Origin of the sequence: Neolewinella antarctica, assembly GCF_011927835.1 — a bacterium.
Classification (GTDB): Bacteria; Bacteroidota; Bacteroidia; order Chitinophagales; family Saprospiraceae; genus Neolewinella; species Neolewinella antarctica.
The window spans coordinates 73,816-97,405 of record NZ_JAATJH010000005.1; the positions used below are offsets into that span (position 1 = coordinate 73,816).

The following is a 23,590-nucleotide window of genomic DNA, read 5'->3' on the forward strand; positions in this document are numbered from 1 at the left end:
ACCCGCTCGGGTGTGGATGATACATTTACTATTGGGATAAAATTATAGGTCTCCCATTAATCAGTTGCGACTACTACCTTTAGGGACACGTGAACTATCTAATTGTCTTACTGCTCCCAATTATATTTGTCTCCTGCGCCGGTCGGTCGACCTCCGAAAAAGATTCAACCCTGACCAATACTGCCGCGACGAGCATCAGAACCTCTGATAAAGAGTCAGCTCTGTCCGCCACCACTTCCGGTGTCGCATCATCCACAATGCAGGCGAGCAACGAGCTCTCCGATCAAATACCCGCAGGTTACCGACTCTTCTTTTCTACCACGGGCGACCTAAATAGTGATGGCATTCCGGACGAGGCACTCATCATCAAGGGCACCAGCGCTGATGAATGGAAAGAAAACACTTTTGGCGAAATCGTAGACCGCAATCGCCGCGGCATCATGATTTTTCTTAGCAATAATGATTATCTGGAATTGAAAATGATGAATCAAGCCTGCTTTTCTTCTGAGAACGAAGAAGGTGGCGCCTACTATGCGCCTGAGCTAGACCTTGAAATAGAAGATCAAAAGCTATCCATCATTTACCGCCACGGTCGTTACGGTTACTGGTGGCACACCTTCCGTTACCAAGATGGCACCTTCGCCAGAATTGGCTACGATAGACACGAACACCGTGGGCCCGTCATGGAGAGAATTATCAGCGCCAACTTTCTTACGGGACGCATCAAAACGCTAACGAATATCAACGAACTGGCCGAGAGTGAAGAGGACGAGGAGTTGAGTGAAGAATGGACTAGAATTAACCAAAGCCCCGTGCCATTGGGTATCATCACTGATTTCGACGAATTGGGCTTGGAACCATACGTTGATTAGCGTTATTCACTGCGCGCTTTCCTAAAAAAACTTTAGCACAAAAACCTATCTACCAAGGGTCCAACATCTGCTTATAAGTACTCACCATCGCCTCCTGCGGCGCACCGGCTTTGTACATGCGAAATACTTTCAGGTTGGCCATCTGCACGCGGTACCAACCGTTGACGCGGTATTTGCGGGCCGACACCAGAATGTTGCGCGGCATGACGTGGAAATTAAAATCGCTCGCCCAGGTCCGCTGGATGATGTCGTAGTCTTCCATGATTTTCATGTCGCGGAAGCCACCAAGCTCGTCGAACGCCCGGTGGGTGAGGAACAGCGACTGATCGCCGCCCCGGCAAGCCAGGCCCTTGAAGCGCGTACAAAAGGCGTTAATAGATAACAGCGGGTGAAACGTATCGAACTTAAAGCGGTAGCACCCCACGTCGTTGCCCGCCTTCACACTGCTTTGGATGTCGTTGTAGAAACCCTTGGGCGGGGTCGTGTCCGCGTGCACGAAATAGACGACGTCGGCCTCCGGTACGTGATTGCGCGCCGCCTCGTTCATCTGTGTTGCTCGACCGCACCGATCGCACAGCAGGTGACGGACGCCAGGGTTGGCGGCGATGACGGAGGCGGTTTCGTCCGTACTTCCGCCGTCAGCGATGGTAATGGACCCACGGCCGGCGAGTTCGGAAACGAGAAAAGGGAGCAGGACGCGCAGATTATCCGCCTCGTTGATGACGGGCGTGATGACGTGTAAATTCATGGGGAAAAGTCGTGAAGCAGTAGGTCAGCAAGGTACGGAATCGAGGCCGGGCTGGTTTGCCCGTACCGAACTAAGCGTCAGTAAATCCGGTAATAAACCGTCTTGAGGTAAGCACCTTCCGGAAAGCCAACGGGGTGGTCCACGTCGTGAAATGTCTTGTCCAGTAACTTGTGCTTCCGCCCGGAAACTTGTAACGCCACGGCGATCACCTTGAAGAAATCTTCCGCCGTCACCCGCGCCGAACAGGAAGCCGCGACGAGCACACCGCCCGGCGCGACGAGCGGCACGGCCAGCCGGTTGATCTTCCGATAAGCGGCCAGTGCGCCCGGGATTTCCTTTTCTGATTTGGCAAAGCTCGGGGGATCCACGATCACCAAATCGTAGGTTTTTTCGCTTTCGGCTAATTCCGCCAGTCCGTCGAAAGCATCCGCTTCCATATTTTGGTGGCGGCCGGCGACGGCGGGGTCGCCCCCAAAATTCAGTTGCACGTTCCGACTAGCTTGTTCCAGTGCGGGGCCGCTGACGTCGAGGCTAGTTACCCCAGTAGCGCCACCGGCCAGGGCGTGAACGCTGAAACCACCCGCGTAAGAAAATACGTCGAGCACTTCTTTGCCCTCCGCGAGTTCTCCAATATGCTTCCGGTTGTCCCGGTGGTCGAGAAAAAAGCCGGTCTTGTGGCCCCGGACGACGTTGGCGTAGAACTGCCGGCCGTGCTCGCGGAAGATGAGTTCTTCCTCGGGTAGATGCCCGCTTAACACGGCTCCGTCCGTCAACCCGGCACCCGCCGTGCTGGCCCGCGCGGCGTTCTCGACCACGCGCGCTAATCGCAGCACGAGCGTTTCGGAGCCGGCCACCTCGAGAATCAGCGGCAGCAACGTATCCAACCAAGGCAGCCAGGCGGCGGAGTATAGTTTGAGCACGCATACGCCCGCGTAAACGTCCACCACCAAGCCCGGTAGGCCGTCATTTTCCCCGTGCACGAGGCGGTAACCGGTCGTATCCGTGGCCAGCAGTGGCGTGCGTAATTCTTTTGCCGCCGCCAATTTCTTCCGAAAAAAGTCTTCGTTTACCGTCGCCGGCCCGCCGCCGTGCAGCACCCGGATGCGGATGGGCGAGCCCGGGTCGTACAGGCCCACGCCAATGCATTTATTTTTTTTGACACTGAAGACCACGGCCAGGTCGCCCGCTTTGCCTTCGCCCTTTACGGAGCGGATGGCGCCGTCGAAGAGCCATGGGTGGCCGGCGCGGAGGGCTCTTTCGCCGGGGGCGGTTAGGGTTACTGGTAAGCGAGAGGTTTTTTTCATTTTCTGGGTTTTGCCTCCGGGGCCGACTGAGTCGGAGCGGGTTTCCGGAGGACGTGGAGGGGAGTATGGGAGGAGAAAAAATACTCCCGAATAGTTGTTTCCTCCTCCCTTCTTCTTTTTACTTCCTCAACTTCCTCCGGAAACTGCCGGAGGCCGAGGAAACAAACTACGCTCCACCACCTCACAAATACCGTGCCCAAAAAGCATGTGGCACTCTTGAATCCGCGGCGTATCGGTAGAAGGAATCGCCAAATGGTGATCACAAAGCCTCCCCATTTCGCCCCCACTCGCGCCGGTCAACCCAACGGTAACCATCCCGTTTTCGTTCGCTTTTTTCACGGCCCGGACGATGTTGGCGCTGTTTCCGGAAGTGGACAGCGCGAACAGCACATCGCCCTTTTGCCCAATGGCCGTCACCCAGCGCGAGTAAATTTCCTCGAAGGAATAATCATTTGCGACGGCCGTAATGTAGCTCGTATTGACGTGCAGCGCTTCGGCGAACAGCGGCGGCCGGTCGTAATAATAACGGCCGGATAGCTCCGCAGCTAAGTGCTGAGCGTCCGCCGCCGAACCACCGTTGCCGCAGAAGAATACTTTGCCGCCGTTACGGTAGCAAGTGACGATGGCCTGGGTAATGGCGGTGACCTTATTAATGAACTCCTCGTCGTCCAGCAATTGCTGCCGGAGATCGATGGCGGTTTGGAGATTGTGCCGAATGGTGGCGGCGGCTTTGTTCATGGGGGGAAGGTAAGGGTAGCTGGTCTGGGGTCTGGGGTCTGGGGTCTGGGGTCTAAGGTCTGTGGTCTTTAGTCTTTAGTCTTTAGTCTGTGACTTGGAGACTTTAGACCACAGACCCAAGACATTCTCTACCATTCCGGCCCATTCGTATTTTAGCTTTTCGGTTTTAATATTCTCCCTCATTGCCGCTCGATCTGTTTCGGTGAGGTACTTGACGATACCGTCGGCAATCGCGGCGGGGGTGGGTTCGACGACGTAGCCGACGACGCCGTCCGGGCACATGGCGGGCAGGCCACCGACGTTGGTGACGACCATGGGGAGTTCGAAATGGTAGGCCACCGGGGTTACGCCGGACTGGGTCGCGCGGCGGTAGGGCTGGACGAGTAGCTCGGCGGCGCAGAAGAAATCCTTGACCCGATCGTCGGGGATGAAGCGATCGTAGAGTAATATTTGGTCGCCAATTCCTAGTTCTTCGATCAGCGCATCCGTCTCCGCGCGGCCACCGTAAAATTCGCCGGCGACGAGTAGTTTCGTGCCCCGTTTTTTGAGGCGTTCGTCGGCCATGGCGTGCAGCAGCAGGTCTAGCCCCTTGTATTCGCGGACTAGACCGAAGAAAAGTATGTATTCAGTATTCGCAGAAAGGCCCAGGTTTTTCTGCGCACCGATAGCTATCGGGGCGGGGCCCGGGCAAGTACCGAAGTGATCGTAGATGGGGTGTGGAGAAATGATCGATGGCTTATTCTCAACAAACGCCCGCAGGTCGTCGTGTACCGAATCCGTCAGCGAGATAAAAGCCGCACACGAAGCCGCGAAGTACCGGGACAACTGCCGGTCCCCCACCCGGCGCTCGTGCGGGATGATGTTGTGCACCACCGCAATTGTCGGCACGCCGGCTACCCGCGCAACCGTCCCGAAAGCCGGCCCCATGAAGGGAAGCCAGTAACCAATCAGCAACAAGTCAAACCCACCCCGCTTAATCGCCCGCCCCGTTCGTACCCAGCTAACCGGATTTATGGAACTCAGCGTTCGTTCGATGCGCACGTCCGGCGGCGGTGGCGCGTCGGTAAACTGGCTTTTCCCGGGAAACAAAAAATCCGGATACTGCAACGTAAACGTGAAAATCGTCACCGCATGCTCCTTCGCCAGCTCCACGGCGAGGCGCTCGTTGAAGGCAGCGAGGCCACCCCGGTAGGGGTTTGCGGGTCCGAGGAGGGCGATTTTCATATTGTTAGGCTCGTGGTTTTTAATGAACACCTGGGGGCACGGGTCGATGAAGCTGGGGCTAAGGTCGGTTTAAAGGGAGAATAAAGAGGAAAGAACAAAGAGTAAGGATGTGGGAGCTTACCACTACAGCCGTCTTTACTCTATTCTCCTCAAGTGCGAAGCACGATCTATATTCTTTGAAGCGGAGTATAGAGGAAAGAACAAAGAGAAAGGACGTGGGAGCTTACCGCCGCAGCCGTCCTTACACTATTCTCCTCAAGTGCGCAGCATGATCTATACTCTTTCCTAAGGAATAAAGAGGTAAGATTAAAGAATAAGGACGTCGGAGCCTGCCGCCGCAACCGTCCTTATTCTATACTCCTCAAGTGCGCAGCACGATCTATACTCTTTCCTAGGGAACAAAGAGGTAAGATTAAAGAATAAGGACGTCGGAGCCCGCCGCCGCAGCCGTCCTTACACTATTCTCCTCAAGTGCGCAGCACGATCTATACTCTTTCCTCCCTCTTCCATGCAGCGATACTATCTACGTTACCTTAGCCCAATGCAAGCCTCCCCGCGCAGCTTCCTCCGCTCCTTCCCCGTTCAGCTCCTGCTGCTGCACGCGCGGCGGCACTTTATGCTGCTGCTGGTGTGGGCGCTGTTCGTACTGATGATGTCCGGTTACCTGGGTCGAAACCTCGGTTTGCAGTACCTCTTTCTCGACCCGGAGTACCTCAACGTGACGGGCTTTTGGTCTTTCCTGATCATCGGCCTGGCCTACGGTTACTTCGTTATGAGTTGGAATTTAAGTACCTACTTACTTCTGGGTGGCTACTTTAACTTTCTGGCGAGTCTTTCGCGGCCCTTCTTCAAGTTCTGCATCAACAACGCGCTGCTGCCGCTGGGGATTTTGCTGCTTTATTGCCTTCAAATCGGCCGTTTTTTTCGCCTCGAAAATAATTATCTGGCGCTCGGGGAGGCACTGACCGGCCTGTTGTTGGGGCTCACCATCAGCCTTTTTATTTACGCCCTGTACTTCAATCTCACGAACCGCGACATCAGCTACTACCGGCCCAAATTCCGCGACCCGCCGCCGAACATGGGCCCGTCCCGCACGTACAAAAGCACCGCGGGCCGTCGCCCCTACCGCACCCGCGGCCTCGGCCCGAAACTCAGCGGTCTCTACGACAACCCCTACCGGGTCGAAACGTACGTCAACGAGAAGCTTAAGTCGAAGCTCGTCCGCTCCGTAGCCCACTACGAAAGTTCGCTGCTGCAGGGCATCTTTCGGCAGAATCACACGAACGCCCTGCTATTGCAGGTTGGGACGATCGTGCTGCTGGCCGTCCTCGGCATCCTGATCGACCGGCCCGTGTTTCAAATTCCCGCCGGCGCTAGTTTTCTGATCCTTTTCAGCCTGGTCGTCTCCATCATCGGGGCCATCAGCTACTGGTTTTCGGAGTGGCGGGTGACGCTGCTAATTCTGTTCGCCGTCGGCGTTAATGCCCTCACGAGCAGTGCGTGGTTAGCCATCGATAACCAAGCTTACGGGCTCGACTACGACGCCCCGCCGGCCGCGTATTCCCTCGCCCGCATTAACGGTCTTTACGGCAGCCAAAAGCTGACGGACGACATCGCGGCCACTACGGAAATCCTGAACAACTGGAAAGCCAACCAACCCGATGCCAAGCCGCCCTTCATCGTCGTGTGTGCCTCCGGCGGGGGGCTGACGGCGGCGCTCTGGACGACCCACGTCGCCCAGACGCTCGACCGCTGTAGCGAGGGCGCTTTCCTGCGCGGCACGGCCCTCATGACCGGTGCTTCCGGCGGCCAGATCGGGCTGGCGGCCCTGCGGGAAGCTTACCTGAGCGATCCTGATTTCCGCGAACGGGAAGCCGACCGGATCGACCGAATCAGCCGCGACTTGCTCAACCCCATCGCCTTTTCCATCGTCAGCAACGACTTATTCCTTCCCTTCGCCAGGGTCGACGTTATGGGCCGCCCCTACCGCCGCGACCGGGCCTACGGCTTCGAACGAGAACTCAACCTCAATACGGGCGGCCTCCTCGAAAAGCCGCTCGCCGCCTACCGGGAGCCGGAACGATTAGCGCAAATTCCACTCATGTTCATCACGCCGAGCGTGGTAGATGATGGCCGGCGGATGGTCATTTCCCCGCAGGGTGTTTCCTACATGAGCGCGCCGCCACTGGCCATGCGGGGCGAGGTCGATTTGGAGCCAGACATGGTCGATTTCCGGTGGCTGCTCGCGGGTCAGGACGCCGACAACCTGAGCTTCCTTACGGCCCTGCGCATGAACGCGACTTACCCCTACGTGCTACCGTTGGTCCGCCTGCCGACCGTGCCCGCAGTGCGTTTGATGGACGCCGGCTACCGGGATAATTACGGCATCGTTTCCGCCGCGCGGTTTTTGACGGTATTTCAGGATTGGATCCGGGAGAATACTTCTGGCGTCCACGTCGTCCAGATTAGTGCCTTTCGGGAGAACGAGCCGGCGGCGGACGAGGGTGGGCGGCGTGGCGTGGTGGAATCTCTATTCAGTCCCGTTGGCGTGGCGGGTAATATTCTCGGGGTTCAGATCCTCGACCAGGAAGCCATTCTGGGGCAACTGACGGAAATCATCGGCCCCGACTTTTTTCATCTCCACCGCTTCAATTATCAACCGGCGCTGGACGACCCATTGCGGACTTCGGTATCGTTCCACATGACGGAGCGGGAGCGGGTGCAGGTGCTGCGTGCGTTGGATTCGGATGAGATGAAATCTAAGCTAGACGAGGTGGTTCGGATTTTGGGGCGCTAACGCGGGTGCTGGGTTTGGCCCGGATGCAACGCGCGTTGGTCATGCCGTCGTTACGTTCGGCCCAGAGGCCCTCGGCCTAATAAACATGCCCCCTAGGTCGAGGGCCTCCAGGCCCGAAAGCAGTGCGCGCTGGTTATGCCGTCGTTACGTTCGGGCCAGAGGCCCTCAACCTAATGAAATATTGCCCCCTTAGGCCGAGGGCCTCCAGGCCCGAATGCAACACGCGTTAGTCAGCCCTACGTTACGTTCGGGCCGGAGGCCCTCGGCCTAGTAGAATACCGCCGCCCTAGGTCGAGAGCCTCCAGGCCCGAATGAAGCGTGTGTTGGGTAATTTTATGTTACGTTCGGGCCGGAGGCCCTCGGCCTAATAACTTTTTTAATTAAAGAACTACGGACAAATGCCACGTTCCCAAAACGCGAAGCTACCTCACTTCGACATCAACACCGCCGTTCACATAGCCTACCGATTAGCGGGCAGCGTACCCGTAAAACAGTTGGAATACCTGAATAAATCTAGGGCACTGAAAATAGAACGAGCCGTAGCCAACGCACTGCTTCGTCCACCAAAGATTTCGGGAGATTGGTTGCGCAGGGAAAAACAAGCCATCCACCAAAGGCACCACCTGGCGCTGGACAACTACCTGCACAATAATTCAAACGGACCATACCATTTGCAAGATACCAGAATAGCTGAGGAGGTGATCGCCAGTTGGCGATTACTGCACGAGCGGAAAGAAATCTACTTGTACGTTGTATGCATCATGTCGAACCACGTTCACCTGATCGTGGATTGCCCGGTGGGCGTGGAGGCGGTGTCGATAAGTTCGGTAGTTCGAAAAGCGAAAGGGTATACCGCGAGGGTAGCCAATAAATTACTGGATAGAAAGGGAACGGCATTTTGGGCGCCGAATTACTTTGACACGAGTGTGCGTAGGGGACGGTTCTTGCGGGCCGTGTGGTACGTGCTGCACAATCCGGTGAAGGCTGGTTTGGTTGAACAGTGGGAAGACTGGCCTAATACTTGGTTGAACCCTGAATATGAGTTACTTTTCAGGAGTGAGTGCTTCTAGTACTTCTCCATAGGTCGAGGGCCTCTGGCCCGAATATAACGAGAGGAAGGGAGGGGTAACTAACACGCATCTCATTCGGGCCGGAGGCCCTCGGCCTAATAAAATAGTGCTTCTCCATAGGTCGAGGGCCTCTGGCCCGAATGTAACGAAAGGAAGGGGGGGGGAACTAGCACGCGTCTCATTCGGGCCGGAGGCCCTCGGCTTAGTAAAATATCACCCCTTAGGTTGAGGGCCTCCAGGCCCGAACGTAACGTGAGGTGGAATCAACGCGCGTCTCATTCGGGCCGGAGGCCCTCGGCCTACCCCCATCGTTTCTTACCTTTGGCGAATGTCCGACACCACCGAAAAAAAGCTCTTCCTCCTCGACGGCCACGCCCTCGTTTACCGTGCCCACTTCGCCTTCATCAATCGACCGCTGATCAACTCTAAGGGGATCAACACGAGTGCGATGATGGGCTTTACGCGTACGCTGTGGGACTTGATGAAGAATCAAAACCCTACCCACCTGGCCGTCGTTTTCGATCCGGACGGGCCGACATTTCGGAACGAGCTTGCGGCGGATTATAAAGCCGGGCGGGAGGAGCAGCCGGAGGACATTGGGGTGGCGTTTCCGTACATCCACCAGATTCTGCAGGGGTTTAATATTCCCGTCATCATCATTCCCAACTTCGAGGCGGACGACGTGATCGGTACGCTAGCTAAGCAGGCCAGCAAGGAAGGGTACGAGGTGTACATGGTCACGCCGGATAAGGACTACGGGCAGCTCGTGGAGGACAACATCTACATGTACAAGCCCAGCCGGATGGGCAACGGCATCGAGATTCTCGGGGTGGAGGAGATCAAGAAGAAGTGGGATATTCAGGAGCCGATCCAGGTAATCGACCTGCTGGCTTTGATGGGTGATAAGGTGGACAACATCCACGGCGTGCCCGGCATCGGCCCGAAGACGGCCGCGAAGTTCATCAACCTGTACGGCAGTGTGGAGGGTATTTACGAGCACATCGACGAGATTAAGGGCAAGAACCGAGAACGGCTCATCGAGCATAAGGCGCAGGCGGATTTGAGTAAGCTACTGGCGACGATTGACGTTAACGTCCCCGTCCAGTTCAGTGCCGAGGCGTACCACATCAACGAATTCGACTATGAGCACCTGACGGACATTTTTCGCGACCTTGAATTCCGGACGATTGCCAACGAGATCCTCAATACGAACCCGGCCCTGGAGCAGAACGCACCGGTTTCTTCGCAGGGAGACCTCTTTGCACAACCCACTTCTAATGCACCCGCGTCCGCGCAAAAAGGCGGAAAACGGTTCAGCAAACCCGCCGCGCACGCCATTGCCGACGACCACTTTGAGAACACGGAGCAGGATTACCACAAAGTCGAGACCAGCGAGGAGCGGGCAGGCCTAATTAAGAAACTTGGCGAGCAAAAAATTTATGCTTTTGATACTGAAACGACGAGCATCGACCCGACGCAGGCGCTGCTGGTCGGGATGAGCTTCAGTTGGGCCGCCGGGGAGGCGTACTACGTGCCCGTGCCGGAAGACCGCGCGGAATGTGAGGCAATCGTGGCTGAATTCGCGCCACTACTGGCTGACCCGAACACCGAAAAAGTAGGGCAAAACCTGAAGTACGACATGATCGTCCTCGAACGCTACGGCGCACCCGTCGGCGGCACGCTGCTGGATACGATGGTGATGCACTACCTCATCCACCCCGATAAGCGGCACTCGATGGACCTGCTCAGCGAGGAATACCTGAACTACAAACCGATCCCGATCAAGGAGCTGATCGGTACCGGTAAGAAGCAACTGACGATGCGCGACGTGCCCGTCGACAAGGTTGTTGACTACGCCTGTGAAGACGCCGACATCACGATGCGCCTTTACTATGCGCTATGGCCGGAACTGGAGGAAGAAGGGCTCGTCGAGCTCTACAATACCATCGAAGCGCCATTGATTCCCGTGCTCGTCAACATCGAACTGGCCGGGGTTAATCTGGACGCGAAGTTCCTGGAGGACTACTCCGTAGTGCTGACCACACAGTTGAAAGACATCGAAAAAGAGATCTACGCGGAAGCCGGTAGCGAGTTCAACATCGGCTCCCCGAAGCAGATCGGTGAGATTCTTTTCGGACGGATGGAAATTCCTTACAAGGGTAGCAAAACCAAGACCGGACAGTTCAAAACCGACGAAGCTACTTTGCAGGATGTGGCCGTTGAGTTCCCAATCGTCAAGAAGATATTGAAGTACCGCAGCCTGTCGAAACTGCTCGGTACGTACGTGGACGCGCTGCCGTTGCTGGTTAACCCCGAAACCGGCCGGATTCATTCCAGCTTCAACCAGACCATCGCCGCGACGGGCCGCCTGTCGAGTTCCAACCCTAACCTTCAGAACATCCCGATGCGGACGCCGGAGGGGGCGGAAATCCGTAAAGCCTTTGTGCCGCAGGATGAGGACCACGTACTTTTAGCGTCGGATTATTCACAGATTGAATTACGTTTGGTCGCCGCTTTGAGTGGAGATGAAGGAATGGTAAATGCCTTCAACGAAGGCCGCGACATTCATACCGCCACCGCCGCGATCGTCTTCGATGTTCCCTTCGAGGAAGTCGACCGCACGCAACGGAACCAGGCCAAAACGATCAACTTCGCCATTCTTTATGGCGCGGGTAGTCAGCGCTTGATGCAGGAGTTGGAGATTAGCCGCCAGGAAGCTAGTGACCTGATCAAAAACTACTACGAACGCTTTGCCGGTTTGCGAGAGTTCATGAAAACTTCCGTCGAAACAGCGAAGGAAGAAGGCTACGCGATGACCCTGCTGGGCCGCAAGCGTACCCTACGTGACATTAACAGCCGCAGTTCCATGTCCCGCGCGCTGTCGGAACGAATGGCGATGAACACCCCGATCCAGGGCACGGCCGCCGACATGATCAAGATTGCGATGATTCGGATCGACAAAGCCCTACGGGAGGGCAAGTTTAAGACGCGAATGATCCTGCAGGTGCACGATGAATTGGTATTCGATACGCCGAAGACCGAGGTGGACCAGGTGAAGCCGATGATCGAGCGGTTGATGCGGGAGGCGATTCCTAATTTATCGGTGCCGATTGTGGTGGAGACTGATTTGGGGGGGAATTGGCTGGAGGCGCATTAAATGGGTCTGTGGTCTGTGGTCTGTGGTCTGTGGTCTGTGGTCTGTGGTCTGTGGTCTGTGGTCTGTGGTCTTTACATCGAACGTGTTCTTTCGTCGGGGAAAGCTTATGGGTTATGTAAGTTAAATCTAATGAACTAGCTCCGTAGTCCCTACGCAAAGAGTAATGATCATCGGGTGTTGCGGGGCTGGAAAATCAACTTTTGCAAAAAGGCTGAGTGGCTTTGCCAAACTTGAGGTCGTGCATTTAGACCACCACTGTTGGCAACGCGGTTGGCGGGAACCGGATAAATTAGCGTGGGACGATGTAGTTAGGAATCTAGCGAATAAGGCCAGTTAGATTATGGATGGAAATTATGGTGGCAGTTTGGACGTAAGACTGGTAAAGGCGGATACCATCATTTACCTGAATTACCCAACGGTAGTCTGTTTGTGGAGAATAACCAAAAGAACTTTTAGGTATTTCGGGAAGACACGGCCCGGTATACCGAAGGGCTACAAAGAGAGGTTTGATTTAAATTTCTTTCATTACGTAGCTACGAACAACTCGGAAAGAAGAGAAAGCTCATTGAACAAATTAAGTGGTTTGGCGGAGAAGAAAGAGATAATAACAATTAGAAACGATGAGGAAGTTGATTTTTTTTGATAGATTTAAGTCGATATAAGGATCACACCAAATTTTAGTATCATTTTAGTAGTAAGAAATCACCTAGCTAATTCATATCTCCGTAAACACCTAACTGAAACATGAGACAAATTTTCTTGCTACTCTTCACCTTACTGTTGAGTGCGCCCGCTCACGCAGCCCTATCCATTGCAGCAACCCCTCCGGTAGCGTCAGTATCCGCACCGCAGATGTTTTCAAGCAAAGACTTTAGTGCACAATCCGCAGCGACTAATCTCGGTCGCAAGTTGAGGTTTACGGAACGGTTGGGCTTAGCGGTTGCCCGTGGAAAAATGAAAAGAGCCAAACGCCGTGCCGCAAAAAGTGGAACCGACAAGGCTCCTGCCGATAATTTTGCTTTGGCAAGTTTCGGCGCCGGCATCCTTGCAGTTTTACTATTTGCCATCCTGTTGCCTCAACTCAGTGCGCTTATTGTTGCGGCACTTCTGGGCATTTCAGCTTCCGCATTTGGTTTTGTTGCTCTGCTTAGATTTAGGCGTAACCGGCGGTTGCGTACTGGTAAAGGATTTGCTATTGCCGGACTCGTGCTGGGCGGGCTATTTACTGTGTTGATGGTTGTATTCCTAATTGCCATCGCGGTAGACCCGAACAGAGCGGGTTGAATGAAAAGCTCTGCCAAAGACACTGCACCATTGCTGGGACGCAGTATAATTTTTATCGTTTCCTTGTTAGATCGAAAGTTTGCTAAACTTCAATGACTGATTTTACGCAGATTTCTTAGCACGAAAAAGGTGCTTTCGTGATTTGCCTCGCAGTATTGCAGGCGCTATGTTTTGGCTTCGCAGTACTTCGTGCTCTGTGGTAGCACCCGTTTACGCAAGGTCACTTCGTTAGTTAGCTTTCATGCTGAAAATCCTGTCCATTAAATCAGCAACCCGATGCGTTCCCGTACCATCGAGAACGGCAGCTTACCTAACCACCACCGTTATGTCCGCCCCAAAACACTTAAACCCGGCAACACCTACACCCTTTTATCAATACCGTGGTTACCCAGCAAACCCCCGCCGACAATGCCCCGCAAAGGCAAAAACTACACCGAACGCATGACCGGCCCGCGCGGCGAATGCGAACTCTGCCACCGGACCCAACCGCTCACCGAGCACCACCTCATCCCCCGCGCCGTGCACGGTAAGAAGTTCTTCCAGAAGCGGTTCACGAAGGAGGAGATGACGCACCGGCGCATCAGTATTTGCCGTAAGTGCCACAAGGGAATACACCGGCTGATCCCCGACGAAAAGACGTTGGCTCGGGAATACAATACCAAGGAGTTGTTACTGGCCGAAGAACGGGTCGCCAAGCACGTAGCCTGGGTGGCTCGGCAGAAGTGAGGTTTGTTGGTTTGTGAGGTCGTAGAATTATCTACTGATCTTACGCAGCATCTTTTTTTCTTGCCACAAAGGGCACAGAAAACACAAAGAAGCGTCACCCTTTGTGATCTCTGTGTGCTATGTGGTTAAATCTTCTGCGTAAGATCAGCTAATCGTTAGGTCGGTCCAAAAATCTGAATAGCGCTGCGCCAATTTCTCTTGCGCTTCCCGCAATAACCCCGCACCTGCGACCGCGCCCGCGCCACAACCAAAACACGAGCCTACCAGACACAAAAAAGGCAGGCTCAGATAAACTGACCTGCCCGAACATTAACCAAAAACCCAGCAAAAGACTTGACATTAATTCTTGAGATATTCTTTTCACTCGGTGAAAAAACTCGCGATAGTCCGTCGCTCGGGGGGTAATTGCTACAAGGAACAACTACCTCGGTTTTCACCGGGCAAATATTGGTCGTTGTGGCAATATGAGAACGCCACGCGGTGGTGGCGCTAAAAATTGTGTCTTCGTCGTTCCGTATGAACTACACTACACAAACCCGGTATTAATTGGATATGTTCGGTATTTCGGTATATTATTCGGAATAGGACGCCAAACATGCCCGGGATAGATTCGTTTAAATGGGTACCGCCCGCGGGCAATCTAAAGGTCGAGAATTTCTGATCGAAGCGCTCCACCCGTTTATTTAACCAATGCCATTAGCACACAATAATATGGAACTCACCAGAACGCAACAAGCCACCAAGGACGCCATCGTCAAGCAAATCACGAAGATGAAGCAGGAGTCGCTCGACAACATCATGAAGATGCAGCGGATGGACAACCAGGAAGCCAAGAAAGAGACCGAAGACGGCATGAACATGTTTGAGGACGGCAAGGTCGACCAGGCACGTAACCGCGTCACCGCTCGCTCTTCCGTCGCCGACGCGCTGGCTCAGGACATCAACCTCCTCAAAGGCATCAACACGATTACGCCCACCGAAGAAATTCAGATGGGGGACGTCGTGCACACCGACAAGGGCAAATTCTTCGTCGCCTGCGCCAGCGATGCCTTCACCATCGAGGGGGAGAAGTACATCGGCATTTCGACCGAAAGCCCCCTGTTCCGTGCCCTGCTTGGCAAGCACGATGGCGACACCGTCACCGTAAACGGTAACGACTTTAAATTGAAGAAGTCATTTTAACCGGCTGGCGCCCGTTGCGATGATCAGCGTTCACGTGACGACCGCCACCAAGATTTCAGGCGAGGCCGGCCCGGTGGGTCGGCCTTCGTCGTGTAACCGCACCATCAGCAAACATTTAAATCCCCTAATCTAGTGACCCTACAGGAAGCCCAAACAAGCGTCGACGAGTGGATCAACACCATCGGCGTCCGCTACTATTCCGAGCTCACCAACATGGCCGTGCTCACCGAAGAAACCGGCGAAGTAGCCCGCCTGATCGCCCGGCTTTACGGGGAGCAATCCTTCAAAAACCCCGCCGACGAGGCCGCCGCCCCAGCAGCGTTAGCCGACGAGATGGCCGACGTACTCTTCGTTTTAATTTGCCTCGCTAACCAAACCGGTGTCGACCTCACGGAAGCCCTCCGGAAGAACCTGGCGAAGAAGACAGTTCGTGACGCGGATCGGCACGCTAATAATGAGAAGCTTCGGTAGGAGTATGCTTATTTTGTGTAGGGATAGCTACGATGTCATACAAGTTTGCGAGTGATAAATAATTGGACGACATTAAACGTACATCCCGTAACCCTCTCCCCCGGCCCCTTTCGCTGCGCGGCTGCCTACGGCGGTCCAGGGGGGAGGGGAGACGAGGCAGCTCGCTACGCTCGTCAAAATGTTGCAATCATACTGTCCGATCACTCACTATGATATTATGTAACTGATGTTACGCAGATTATTTCGCCACATAAACACAAAAGCACAAAAATCGGTGTACGGCTACGCCGAAGCACCGTTTACTTACTCTTGTGTGTTTTTGTGGCATAATCCGGTTGCGTAAGGTCAGTTATGTAAGCCTGCGAACGGTGATTACATAATCCCTAAATGAGCAGTATTGATAATTGCCCGAGAATATCGGTACTAGTCATCCGTCCCTTGAGCTTGGCCAATGTTTTGGTGCTTTAAAGGCGTGAAGAAATCCGTACTGTCTGAGCCCCCACTAATTGCATATCAAGACCACAGGCTAGTGCTACCAACAAGCACAATTCTGAAACACAAAGTGAATGGCGAGTTGACGGATTTTAGCCTTTCAAGCACCAAAACATTGATCAGCCAAGCTCACAGGACAAGAATTTTGCTTCTTTTCTTCTGAAAAGAAGTGCAAAACGGGCCGAAACGAGAGCAACGCAAAGCTGTACGTAAATACTAGCTCTCTGGCGCGGCCGCAGGTGCCAAGCAAATGGAAAGGAGCAGAGATAATTGGCAATGCCTAATCAAGCCACCGCCCGCAACCGACTAGCCGTAACCACCGCCACCACGCTCATCACCATCGTAAAATAACCCAGGTTCTCGTACCCATCCAGCATGCCCTGCTCGTTCTCGGTAATGATCAGGCCCGCCACCAGCGTACTCCCGAACAAAGCCGCTTCGTTTACTGACTGCCGGATCGACATAAAACTCCCCCGGTTCTCCGGCCGGACGACCGAGGTGATCATCGTTGTGGCCGGCACGTTACGCCCGCTGGCCACCACGAAGAAGGAGGAAGTTACCAGCAAGCCTACGTAAAGTGAATCCGTTTCTAGGTTCGTCAGTAGGTAGATACTCCCCAACGCGAAAAAGGAAGCGACCGAAAAGATCAGCATCCGCCCGTAGCGGTCCGCCAGCTTCCCGAACAGCGGTAGCAACACTACGGTCAAAATCCCTCCAACCAGGTAAACAAGGCTGATCTCCGTATCCGAAAAGCCCACGTTGATCTGCATGTACGGGGCGATGAAGGGGATGATCGTGAAGTGACCCAGCATCAGCGTCATCGTGAAGAGCAACGCCGCCCGTTGGTTGGAGTCGGAAAAGATCTTGACGAACGGTTCCGCGATTCTCCGGAGCGTCCCCTGCGGGGCGAGGGCTTGTTCCACCGGGGATAAGGCTATTTCATCAAGCACATCCGCCATGGCTCTTCCGTCTTCCCCTTGCGACGCGCTAGCTAGTCCCGCACTTAGTCGGGGCGACGCGCTAGCTAGTCCCGCACTTAGTCGGGACGGCCTCGCCCGCTCACTTGACATGTGACCGCGCAAACTAGGAATGAACCGCCACGCCAACAACCAGAACAGGGCCGCGATACCCGCCGTAGCAACGAACGGAGCGTGCCACCCCAACTTACTGGCAATGTAGATGCCGGACGGAATACCGATCACGCTCGCCGCCGAAAAGGCCGTCATCACCCAGCCCATCGCCGAAGCCCGCCGCTCCAGCGGAATCACGTCGCCCACGATGGCCAAAACCAGCGCGCCGAGCGTGCCCCCGAAAATGCCCGTGGCGGAGCGTAGGCAAAGGAGCCACAAGTAAGTCGGGGCGAACGCGCAGGCCAGCGTGCCCACCGTAAAGCCAGCGAATAAAAATAAAAGCGCCGTGCGCCGGTCGAAACGATCGATGAAGGCCGTACTGATCAAATTACCCATCAGCGCCGCGCCCGCATAGGCCGATACCACCCAGGCAAACTGCCCCGGCGAGATGGAAAACTCTTCCATGATCGTCTTACCGAGCGGCATGATGATCATGAAGTCGATGATGTGGGAGAACTGGACGGCGGCCAGGATGAAGAGCAGCTTTTTTTCGGAATTCAAATTTAGTCGGTTAAGGTTGAGGGCTTGTAGCCCGAACGAAACAGCGGTAGCCCCGTAACACTAGACTACCGCACCCCCAATAGCTATCGGGGTCGGGCTAAGACCGACGAAGTCAGCAGCGAAGCTCTCCCCTCAACCTATGAGTGATTTCTGGAGGATGCCGAATAACTCCCGGCCCGCCCGCGGGGGGATGGAATTATGGGCGGTAGTAAAGGTGACGACGTCGAAAAGCGGGTCGAAATAGCCCAGGTATTCGGACCGGGTGCCACCGAACGGCCGCTTCTCCAGTTCGTCCGTCAGCGGAACGTCGAACCATAAACCGACCAGTTTGCCGGAGGTTGCGAGTAGGTCGTGCATCTTAAGGGCGTAGGCTTTTCGGTTTTCGCCGGTAGGTGGGAAGGAGCAGAAAAAGGTTTGCTCGAGAATGAGGTCGTATTGGCCTTGGTGGGCAAAAAAGTCGCTCCGGATGGCTTGTTCCGCGGGGAAATCCGGGACGCGTTTTAAAAATGCCGCCAGCGGCTCCGGCGCAATGTCGAGCACGGTAACGTTTCGAAAACCGCTGTTCCAGGCGTACTCCGCCTCGTGGGCGTTACCCGCGCCGGGGATAAGGATGCGCAGGCTTTTATCGCTTAGCTGATCGAGGTATTCTTTGATCGGCGTGGAGGGGCTGCCGATGTCCCAACCGGTGTTGCCCGCCGCGTAGCGCTCCGTCCAGTAGTCACCGTCGCGGGCGCCTTCGTTTGCCGGAGTTGGTAGAATGCTCTGGCATATCTCTACCAGGACGCCGTTCGTGCTTTTGGGGTGAAGGAAGCAGACCAGTTTGTTGTCCGCCCCGGGCGTCGGCTCGGTCTGGAGGAGTTCGAAACCGTCGGCGGCCAGGCGGGCCATTTCGGCGTGAATGTCGTCGACCTCGAAGGCCAAATGGTGGAGGCCGGGGCCGCGTTTGGCGAGGTATTTGTGGAGGGTGCTTTCCGGACCGGTGGGGGTGACGAGTTCGAGTTTCGCCTGGTCGCCGCCGGCTTCAAAGAAGACGGTCCGTACGTGCTGGTTACCAACGTCCTCGGTCTTGTAGGCGGGCCGGCCCAGGAGGCGGGTGATCAGGTCCGTGGCGGCGGGCGCGTTGGCGACGGCAATGCCGATGTGGTCTAAGCGCATGGGGTGGGGGTAGTTTATTGGAAGCTCTTTGTTATGGTATGGGTCATTCACCTAATTTGTACATCACGTGTCAAGTTTGGCAAATTAAAGGGCTTTCGCAAAACCCGTTTTCCCGCTCGGTAGTTGTAGCAGCGATGGGCAATCGTTATCCCGCAAAAGTGTTATTGTTTGGTGAGCACACCGTTCTGCGGGGTGGTCGTGGACTTGCCGTGCCCTATGGTCGCCTGTCGCTCAGGTGGGAGGAAAGCAAGCCGGATGAGACCCTCCTCCGGTTCGGTGACTACCTGAAAAAAGAGTTCTCCCAGGAGCTGCTGGACACGAATTCCCTGGAAGATCACCTCCTCGAAGACTGGCGCCTAACCGGTAACATCCCCGTGGGTTACGGCCTCGGCAGCAGCGGTGCCGTTTGCGCCGCCATCTTCGACCGTTTTGCCACCGACAAGGGTAGGCAGCTCAGCGGTAACGAATTGCGCCACCAGCTCGCGCGCATGGAGAATTACTTTCACGGAGACAGCTCCGGCACGGACCCGCTGATCTGTTACTTGCAGCAGCCGATGTTGCTCGGTCAGGGCGTGGCTCCGCAGGCGGTTCAGCTCCCCGAAGATTACGGCGATTATTTCTTCCTCGTCGACACCGGCCGGACGCGCAAAGCCTCCACCCTCATCCGCAAGTTTACCGAAGCGTACGACGGCAGGCCGGAGTTCGCCGCAATGGTCGACAACGTATGGAAACCAAAGGCCGACACCGCCATCGATGCCCTGCTGAACAACGACCGGAAAGCCCTCCTCAAGGCCTTCGCCGAGATCAGTGAGTTTCAGATCAAGCACTTGCGGACGTTTATTCCGAAACCCATCCGTAAGCAGTGGTCCGGCAGCAATTACCGCCTCAAAATCTGTGGCGCCGGCGGCGGTGGGATGCTGCTGGGTATGGCCAACCGGCCGAACGCACGGATTAGTGGGCTGGGGACGGTTTACTGGTTGCGGGAAGGGGTGGTGGCGGGGCAATAATCCGCTCGCTACGCGGTGCTTTTACCGGAGGGGCTCAACGATAGGCTGCGCTCTTTTTATTGGCTACAAAGCTATCTACTCCTTTCTGTATAATATCGCTCGGTAATCATCCACCCAGACATCTTGTTGCGGCCAGTTGTGCAGGAACGTTTTAGCGTACCACCCTTCCCGTAAGCTACCGGGTAAGTGGACGTAAAAGGCTGCCTCCCCCCAAACGCCCTGCTTTCCGAGCGACCAGATATTTCCGTCTTCATTACCGATGAACGCGGAGATCGGTATGCGGCGGGTGAATTGCTTCGATCCGTTTTCGTCATAAATTTCCGCCACCAGGGTAAGTAGGGCGTCGCGGTTTGGGTAGGGCGTGCCTTCCGCCAGGTAGCCCTGAACGCCGACCTTCAAATATTCTCCGGCGGCACTGGCGGGCAGGGGGAGATGCTCGCTCAGGTTCTGGAATTCCTGCGGATCGTGGTAGGCGAATTGACCGGACAGGGAGTGATCTTTGGAAACAGTAGGTCCATATCTGGCAACATCCTCAAAATCATCGCTGGCGAGGGTATCGATCAGGACCAGTTTCCCTTCATCGGGCTGCAGGCTGTTCGTGTGGTAAGCTCGTAGGGCATTAATACTGTTGCTGAGTTTACCGAAACTGGCGACGTAGAAGGCGCGGTTGTGGCGCTCCGTCCAGATGTAGCCCTCGCGGGATTGCCAGGTTTGGAAGATGTTGAGCGCGGCGAATAGAACCGTGGCGACCACCGGTAACCACTTCCAACGTTTGGAGCCCGACAAGCCGGCAAAGCCCGCCGCCAGCCCAAACGCTAGGTAGGGGTAGGCATCCACCATCGGCCGTTGGCCCAGCCCGGGGAAGTAGCTGTAGACGTAGTAGCTGTAGTGTATCCAGGTGTTGAGGACGGTAAAAACCAGAATGGGCAATAACCAACCTTTTGCGTAGCGGCCCAGCACGAATAGCCCCCCGAGCGCAAAAAACATGATCGGAGTATAGATCAGCCAGCCGTTATTGAAATAGAAAAAAGCTTGCCAGATGCGGGGCTTCAGGAAGTCGAAGCCCTCCCCTTCGTAAGGGTTAAAAATCAGCTGCCCGCTGACGTAGTACCAGTACGCAATTTGTAGGGAAAAGACCAATCCGAAACCGACTACGGCCGGGGCGAGTAGTAGAAAATTTTGCTTGATGAAGTCCAGGCGCCCAATTAACGTCTTCCCGTCGTAAACACCCCACACGACCGGCACCAGCGCCACCACAATCTCCGGCACCCGCGTCAGCGCAATCAAGCCCACGACGGCCCCCAACAGCAGCGCCCGCGTAGCCTTCGGCGACTCCCAGAACCGCACCGTCGCGTGGAGTAGCCAGGTATGGAGGAAGAAAAGGAACCCGTGAGACATCGTCACGTAGTTCGTGTGGTAGAACAAATTAGTGGCCGCGGCCAGCGCGATGCAGGTGATGGTGACTACGCGGTCCGAGAAGTAGCGCTTCAGCGGTTTAATTAACAAATAGAAAGCTAGAATAACGTAGCAGACAATTGCGAAGCCAACCGAAGCGGCGTAGGGCCTCGTCCAACCATTCGCCTCGTACTCCGGGGAGGCTTTTGCGTACAGGTGCCCCAGGAAAAAGAAAGGCGTCTCCAGCAGCGGAACGCCGAGGGTGTACTTGATGTAGCGGCGGCCTTTCTCGGTGAGGCGGACGCCGTAGATGTCCTCGCGTGGGTCCGCGCTCGAAGGATTCACTTCACGTAGCGTGGTGATGGTCTTGTCGTAATCCCCCACATCCCCGTGCACGAAAGCACTGACGACGTGCATGTAGTAGAAGCAGGAATCGCCGTGGTAGAGGGTGTCCGGCCACCGGTCGATGACCAGGTTGCCGGCGACGAGGAAAATGGCCAGGGCGGTTAGGAGGGTCCGCGTGTGGGTCAAGGGGAATTGGGTTTTAGGAAAGATAAAGATAAAGGTAATGGGGACCGCTAGTGCTAAAAGCAGCGCGGGCGGGAACAGCGAAATTGTGAGGGAGTGCTCACGCTACTTAAGTCGATCCTTCGGGCCGCATCAGTTACGGGCAAGACCGATCTTTGTCGTTATACCTACCTTGCGCGCCGCAATGAACGACACCCTCACCCCCGGCCTCATCATTATCATCATCGCCGCCTACTTCGCGGTACTGGTGGGTATTTCTTGGTGGACGAGCCGGGAGGACAGCGACAACGAGAGTTTCTTCCTCGGGGGGCGGAAGTCTCCCTGGCCGCTGGTGGCGTTGGGGATGGTCGGTGCTACCCTTTCCGGCGTTACGTTCATTTCCGTGCCCGGGGCCGTCGGGGCGGGCGGTGCGAACCAGGCCTTCAGCTACATGCAACTCGTGTTCGGTTACTTGTTGGGGTACGTCTTCATCGCTACCGTTCTGCTACCACTCTACTACCGGCTCGGCCTCACGAGCATCTACGAATACCTCAAGGACCGACTGGGGCGGCACGCCCATAAGATCGGTGCTTTCTACTTCCTGCTTTCCCGGACGATCGGGGCCGCTTTCCGGCTGTTTCTCGTAGCCATCGTACTTCAGGAGTACGTCACCGGCCCCTTCGGGCTTCCCTTCTTCGTGACGGTAGCCATCACGATCCTGCTGATCTGGCTGTACACCTTTAAGGGAGGCATCCGGACGATCGTTTACACCGATACGCTTCAGACCGTCTGTATGCTCCTGGCGGCGGGCATGACGGTCTACTACATCGGCGAAGCGCTGGAAACGGACCTGAGCGGCATGGTCGGTCTGATCCAGAACAGTGACTACGGGCAGGTATTCTTCTTCGAGGGTGGCTGGACGGACCCGAATAACTTCTTTAAGCAGTTCTTCAGTGGCGCGCTGATCACGATCGTGATGACAGGCCTCGACCAGGACATGATGCAGAAGAACCTGAGTATGCCCAATTTTCGGGATGCGCAGAAGAACATGGCGGCCTTCAGCATCGTGCTCGTTTTCGCCAACCTGCTTTTCCTCGCCCTCGGCGCCCTGCTCTACATTTACGCTAACAGCGTAGGGCTGGCGATCCCCGAAGCGTCCGACCAACTTTACCCCAGCATTGCACTGCGCAACTTGCCGGCCGCGGCGGGGATCTTTTTCATCCTGGGTCTGGTTGCCGCCGCTTACTCCAGCGCGGATAGCGCGCTCACGGCACTGACGACTTCGTTCTGCGTAGATTTCCTGGGGATGGAGGAGCGGCGCGCGCCCGGGCTGGACGGTCCCGTGGTCGACAAGAAACAACAGCGGCTTTACGTACACATTGGTTTTTCCGTGCTGTTATTCGTGGTCATCATGTCCTTTAGTCTGATCGGCGACCAGGCGGTCATCACCTCTCTTTTCAAAGCGGCGGGGTACACCTACGGGCCACTGCTCGGCCTTTTTGCTTTCGGGCTTTTCACCCGGCTGCGGGTTCGTGAATTCGTAAGCGTGGGTGGCGTGCGGGTACCGGCACTGGTCATCGTTTGCGTGCTGGCACCGATTATTTCGATCGTTGTCGACTACTATTCCGCGGCGCTGCTCGGTGGCTTCCAGTTCGGTTTCCTCATTCTCGCTTTCAACGGGTTGCTGACTTTCCTCGGGCTCATTGCCTTAAGTGACTTCTCTGCGGTTGCGGAGAGAGAAGAGGAGGCGGTAGGCGGTAGGCGGTAGGCGGTAAAATAGTCATGATTGAGAGGAACGCCCTACCGCCTACCAGCCTACCGCCTAACGCT

General features: G+C 55.6%; 17 protein-coding genes. 10 read left to right on the forward strand and 7 right to left on the reverse strand.

Annotated features, from left to right (window positions below; genetic code table 11):
* The first annotated feature begins 89 nt into the window (after positions 1–89).
* On the forward strand, positions 90–872 hold the full coding sequence (locus tag GGR27_RS14500) for a hypothetical protein (RefSeq protein WP_168038572.1): 783 nt from the start codon (positions 90–92) through the stop codon (positions 870–872).
* 49 nt (positions 873–921) lie between these two features.
* Here the strand turns inward: GGR27_RS14500 and GGR27_RS14505 are convergent, their stop codons facing one another.
* The 4 genes from GGR27_RS14505 to GGR27_RS14520 form a co-directional block, all read right to left on the reverse strand.
* Complete coding sequence (locus GGR27_RS14505) at positions 922–1,620, reverse strand: glycosyltransferase (RefSeq protein ID WP_168038574.1); 699 nt, start codon at positions 1,618–1,620, stop codon at positions 922–924.
* A gap of 77 nt (positions 1,621–1,697) precedes the next feature.
* The gene (locus GGR27_RS14510; RefSeq protein ID WP_168038576.1) at positions 1,698–2,924 is read right to left on the reverse strand and encodes a class I SAM-dependent rRNA methyltransferase; all 1,227 of its coding nucleotides are present in this window, start codon (positions 2,922–2,924) and stop codon (positions 1,698–1,700) included.
* 126 nt (positions 2,925–3,050) lie between these two features.
* The gene (locus GGR27_RS14515) at positions 3,051–3,662 is read right to left on the reverse strand and encodes a D-sedoheptulose-7-phosphate isomerase (protein WP_168038578.1); all 612 of its coding nucleotides are present in this window, start codon (positions 3,660–3,662) and stop codon (positions 3,051–3,053) included.
* Positions 3,663–3,737: 75 nt separating this feature from the next.
* Positions 3,738–4,886: a glycosyltransferase gene (locus GGR27_RS14520; protein WP_168038580.1), complete on the reverse strand. Its 1,149-nt coding sequence runs from the start codon at positions 4,884–4,886 to the stop codon at positions 3,738–3,740.
* 541 nt (positions 4,887–5,427) lie between these two features.
* Here GGR27_RS14520 and GGR27_RS14525 point away from each other — a divergent pair.
* The 7 genes from GGR27_RS14525 to GGR27_RS14555 all read left to right on the forward strand — a co-directional run bounded on the left by GGR27_RS14525 (position 5,428) and on the right by GGR27_RS14555 (position 15,573).
* The gene (locus GGR27_RS14525) at positions 5,428–7,683 is read left to right on the forward strand and encodes a hypothetical protein (protein WP_168038582.1); all 2,256 of its coding nucleotides are present in this window, start codon (positions 5,428–5,430) and stop codon (positions 7,681–7,683) included.
* Positions 7,684–8,081: 398 nt separating this feature from the next.
* Positions 8,082–8,753, forward strand: a complete 672-nt coding sequence (locus tag GGR27_RS14530) for a transposase (protein ID WP_168038584.1) — start codon at positions 8,082–8,084, stop codon at positions 8,751–8,753.
* 328 nt (positions 8,754–9,081) lie between these two features.
* Positions 9,082–11,910 carry a DNA polymerase I gene (gene polA / locus GGR27_RS14535; protein WP_168038586.1) on the forward strand — a complete coding sequence of 943 codons (2,829 nt, stop codon included), beginning with the start codon at positions 9,082–9,084 and terminating at the stop codon, positions 11,908–11,910.
* 744 nt (positions 11,911–12,654) lie between these two features.
* Entirely contained in the window at positions 12,655–13,194 is a 540-nt protein-coding gene (locus tag GGR27_RS14540) for a hypothetical protein (RefSeq protein ID WP_168038588.1), read from the forward strand.
* Positions 13,195–13,470: 276 nt separating this feature from the next.
* Positions 13,471–13,920, forward strand: a complete 450-nt coding sequence (locus GGR27_RS19865; protein ID WP_209037953.1) for a hypothetical protein — start codon at positions 13,471–13,473, stop codon at positions 13,918–13,920.
* Positions 13,921–14,631: 711 nt separating this feature from the next.
* Positions 14,632–15,102, forward strand: a complete 471-nt coding sequence (locus tag GGR27_RS14550; protein WP_168038589.1) for a GreA/GreB family elongation factor — start codon at positions 14,632–14,634, stop codon at positions 15,100–15,102.
* Between the two features lie 132 nt (positions 15,103–15,234).
* Positions 15,235–15,573, forward strand: a complete 339-nt coding sequence (locus GGR27_RS14555; protein ID WP_168038590.1) for a nucleotide pyrophosphohydrolase — start codon at positions 15,235–15,237, stop codon at positions 15,571–15,573.
* A gap of 776 nt (positions 15,574–16,349) precedes the next feature.
* Here the strand turns inward: GGR27_RS14555 and GGR27_RS14560 are convergent.
* Complete coding sequence (locus GGR27_RS14560) at positions 16,350–17,696, reverse strand: MFS transporter (protein WP_245184682.1); 1,347 nt, start codon at positions 17,694–17,696, stop codon at positions 16,350–16,352.
* 132 nt (positions 17,697–17,828) lie between these two features.
* Complete coding sequence (gene mce, locus GGR27_RS20140) at positions 17,829–18,851, reverse strand: methylmalonyl-CoA epimerase (RefSeq protein WP_245184683.1); 1,023 nt, start codon at positions 18,849–18,851, stop codon at positions 17,829–17,831.
* A 134-nt stretch (positions 18,852–18,985) separates the two neighbouring features.
* Between mce and GGR27_RS14570 the strand changes: the two genes are divergently transcribed.
* Positions 18,986–19,858 carry a mevalonate kinase family protein gene (locus GGR27_RS14570; RefSeq protein WP_168038592.1) on the forward strand — a complete coding sequence of 291 codons (873 nt, stop codon included), beginning with the start codon at positions 18,986–18,988 and terminating at the stop codon, positions 19,856–19,858.
* Between the two features lie 75 nt (positions 19,859–19,933).
* Here GGR27_RS14570 and GGR27_RS14575 read toward each other — a convergent pair whose 3' ends face one another.
* Positions 19,934–21,784 (reverse strand): hypothetical protein, encoded by a 1,851-nt coding sequence (locus GGR27_RS14575; RefSeq protein ID WP_168038594.1) that lies wholly within the window; start codon positions 21,782–21,784, stop codon positions 19,934–19,936.
* 181 nt (positions 21,785–21,965) lie between these two features.
* Between GGR27_RS14575 and GGR27_RS14580 the strand changes: the two genes are divergently transcribed.
* On the forward strand, positions 21,966–23,528 hold the full coding sequence (locus tag GGR27_RS14580; protein WP_168038596.1) for a sodium:solute symporter: 1,563 nt from the start codon (positions 21,966–21,968) through the stop codon (positions 23,526–23,528).
* The last annotated feature ends 62 nt before the right edge of the window (positions 23,529–23,590 follow it).

Excerpts from the sequence above, each read along its gene's own strand:
- GGR27_RS14525 (WP_168038582.1), top strand. The coding sequence starts at position 5,428 with ATGCAAGCCTCCCCGCGCAGCTTCCTCCGCTCCTTCCCCGTTCAGCTC.
- GGR27_RS14570 (WP_168038592.1), top strand. The coding sequence starts at position 18,986 with ATGGGCAATCGTTATCCCGCAAAAGTGTTATTGTTTGGTGAGCACACC.
- GGR27_RS14510 (WP_168038576.1), bottom strand. The coding sequence starts at position 2,924 with ATGAAAAAAACCTCTCGCTTACCAGTAACCCTAACCGCCCCCGGCGAA.
- GGR27_RS14540 (WP_168038588.1), top strand. The coding sequence starts at position 12,655 with ATGAGACAAATTTTCTTGCTACTCTTCACCTTACTGTTGAGTGCGCCC.
- polA (WP_168038586.1), top strand. The coding sequence starts at position 9,082 with ATGTCCGACACCACCGAAAAAAAGCTCTTCCTCCTCGACGGCCACGCC.
- GGR27_RS14520 (WP_168038580.1), bottom strand. The coding sequence starts at position 4,886 with ATGAAAATCGCCCTCCTCGGACCCGCAAACCCCTACCGGGGTGGCCTC.
- GGR27_RS19865 (WP_209037953.1), top strand. The coding sequence starts at position 13,471 with ATGCGTTCCCGTACCATCGAGAACGGCAGCTTACCTAACCACCACCGT.
- GGR27_RS14550 (WP_168038589.1), top strand. The coding sequence starts at position 14,632 with ATGGAACTCACCAGAACGCAACAAGCCACCAAGGACGCCATCGTCAAG.
- GGR27_RS14530 (WP_168038584.1), top strand. The coding sequence starts at position 8,082 with ATGCCACGTTCCCAAAACGCGAAGCTACCTCACTTCGACATCAACACC.
- mce (WP_245184683.1), bottom strand. The coding sequence starts at position 18,851 with ATGCGCTTAGACCACATCGGCATTGCCGTCGCCAACGCGCCCGCCGCC.
- GGR27_RS14505 (WP_168038574.1), bottom strand. The coding sequence starts at position 1,620 with ATGAATTTACACGTCATCACGCCCGTCATCAACGAGGCGGATAATCTG.
- GGR27_RS14515 (WP_168038578.1), bottom strand. The coding sequence starts at position 3,662 with ATGAACAAAGCCGCCGCCACCATTCGGCACAATCTCCAAACCGCCATC.
- GGR27_RS14580 (WP_168038596.1), top strand. The coding sequence starts at position 21,966 with ATGAACGACACCCTCACCCCCGGCCTCATCATTATCATCATCGCCGCC.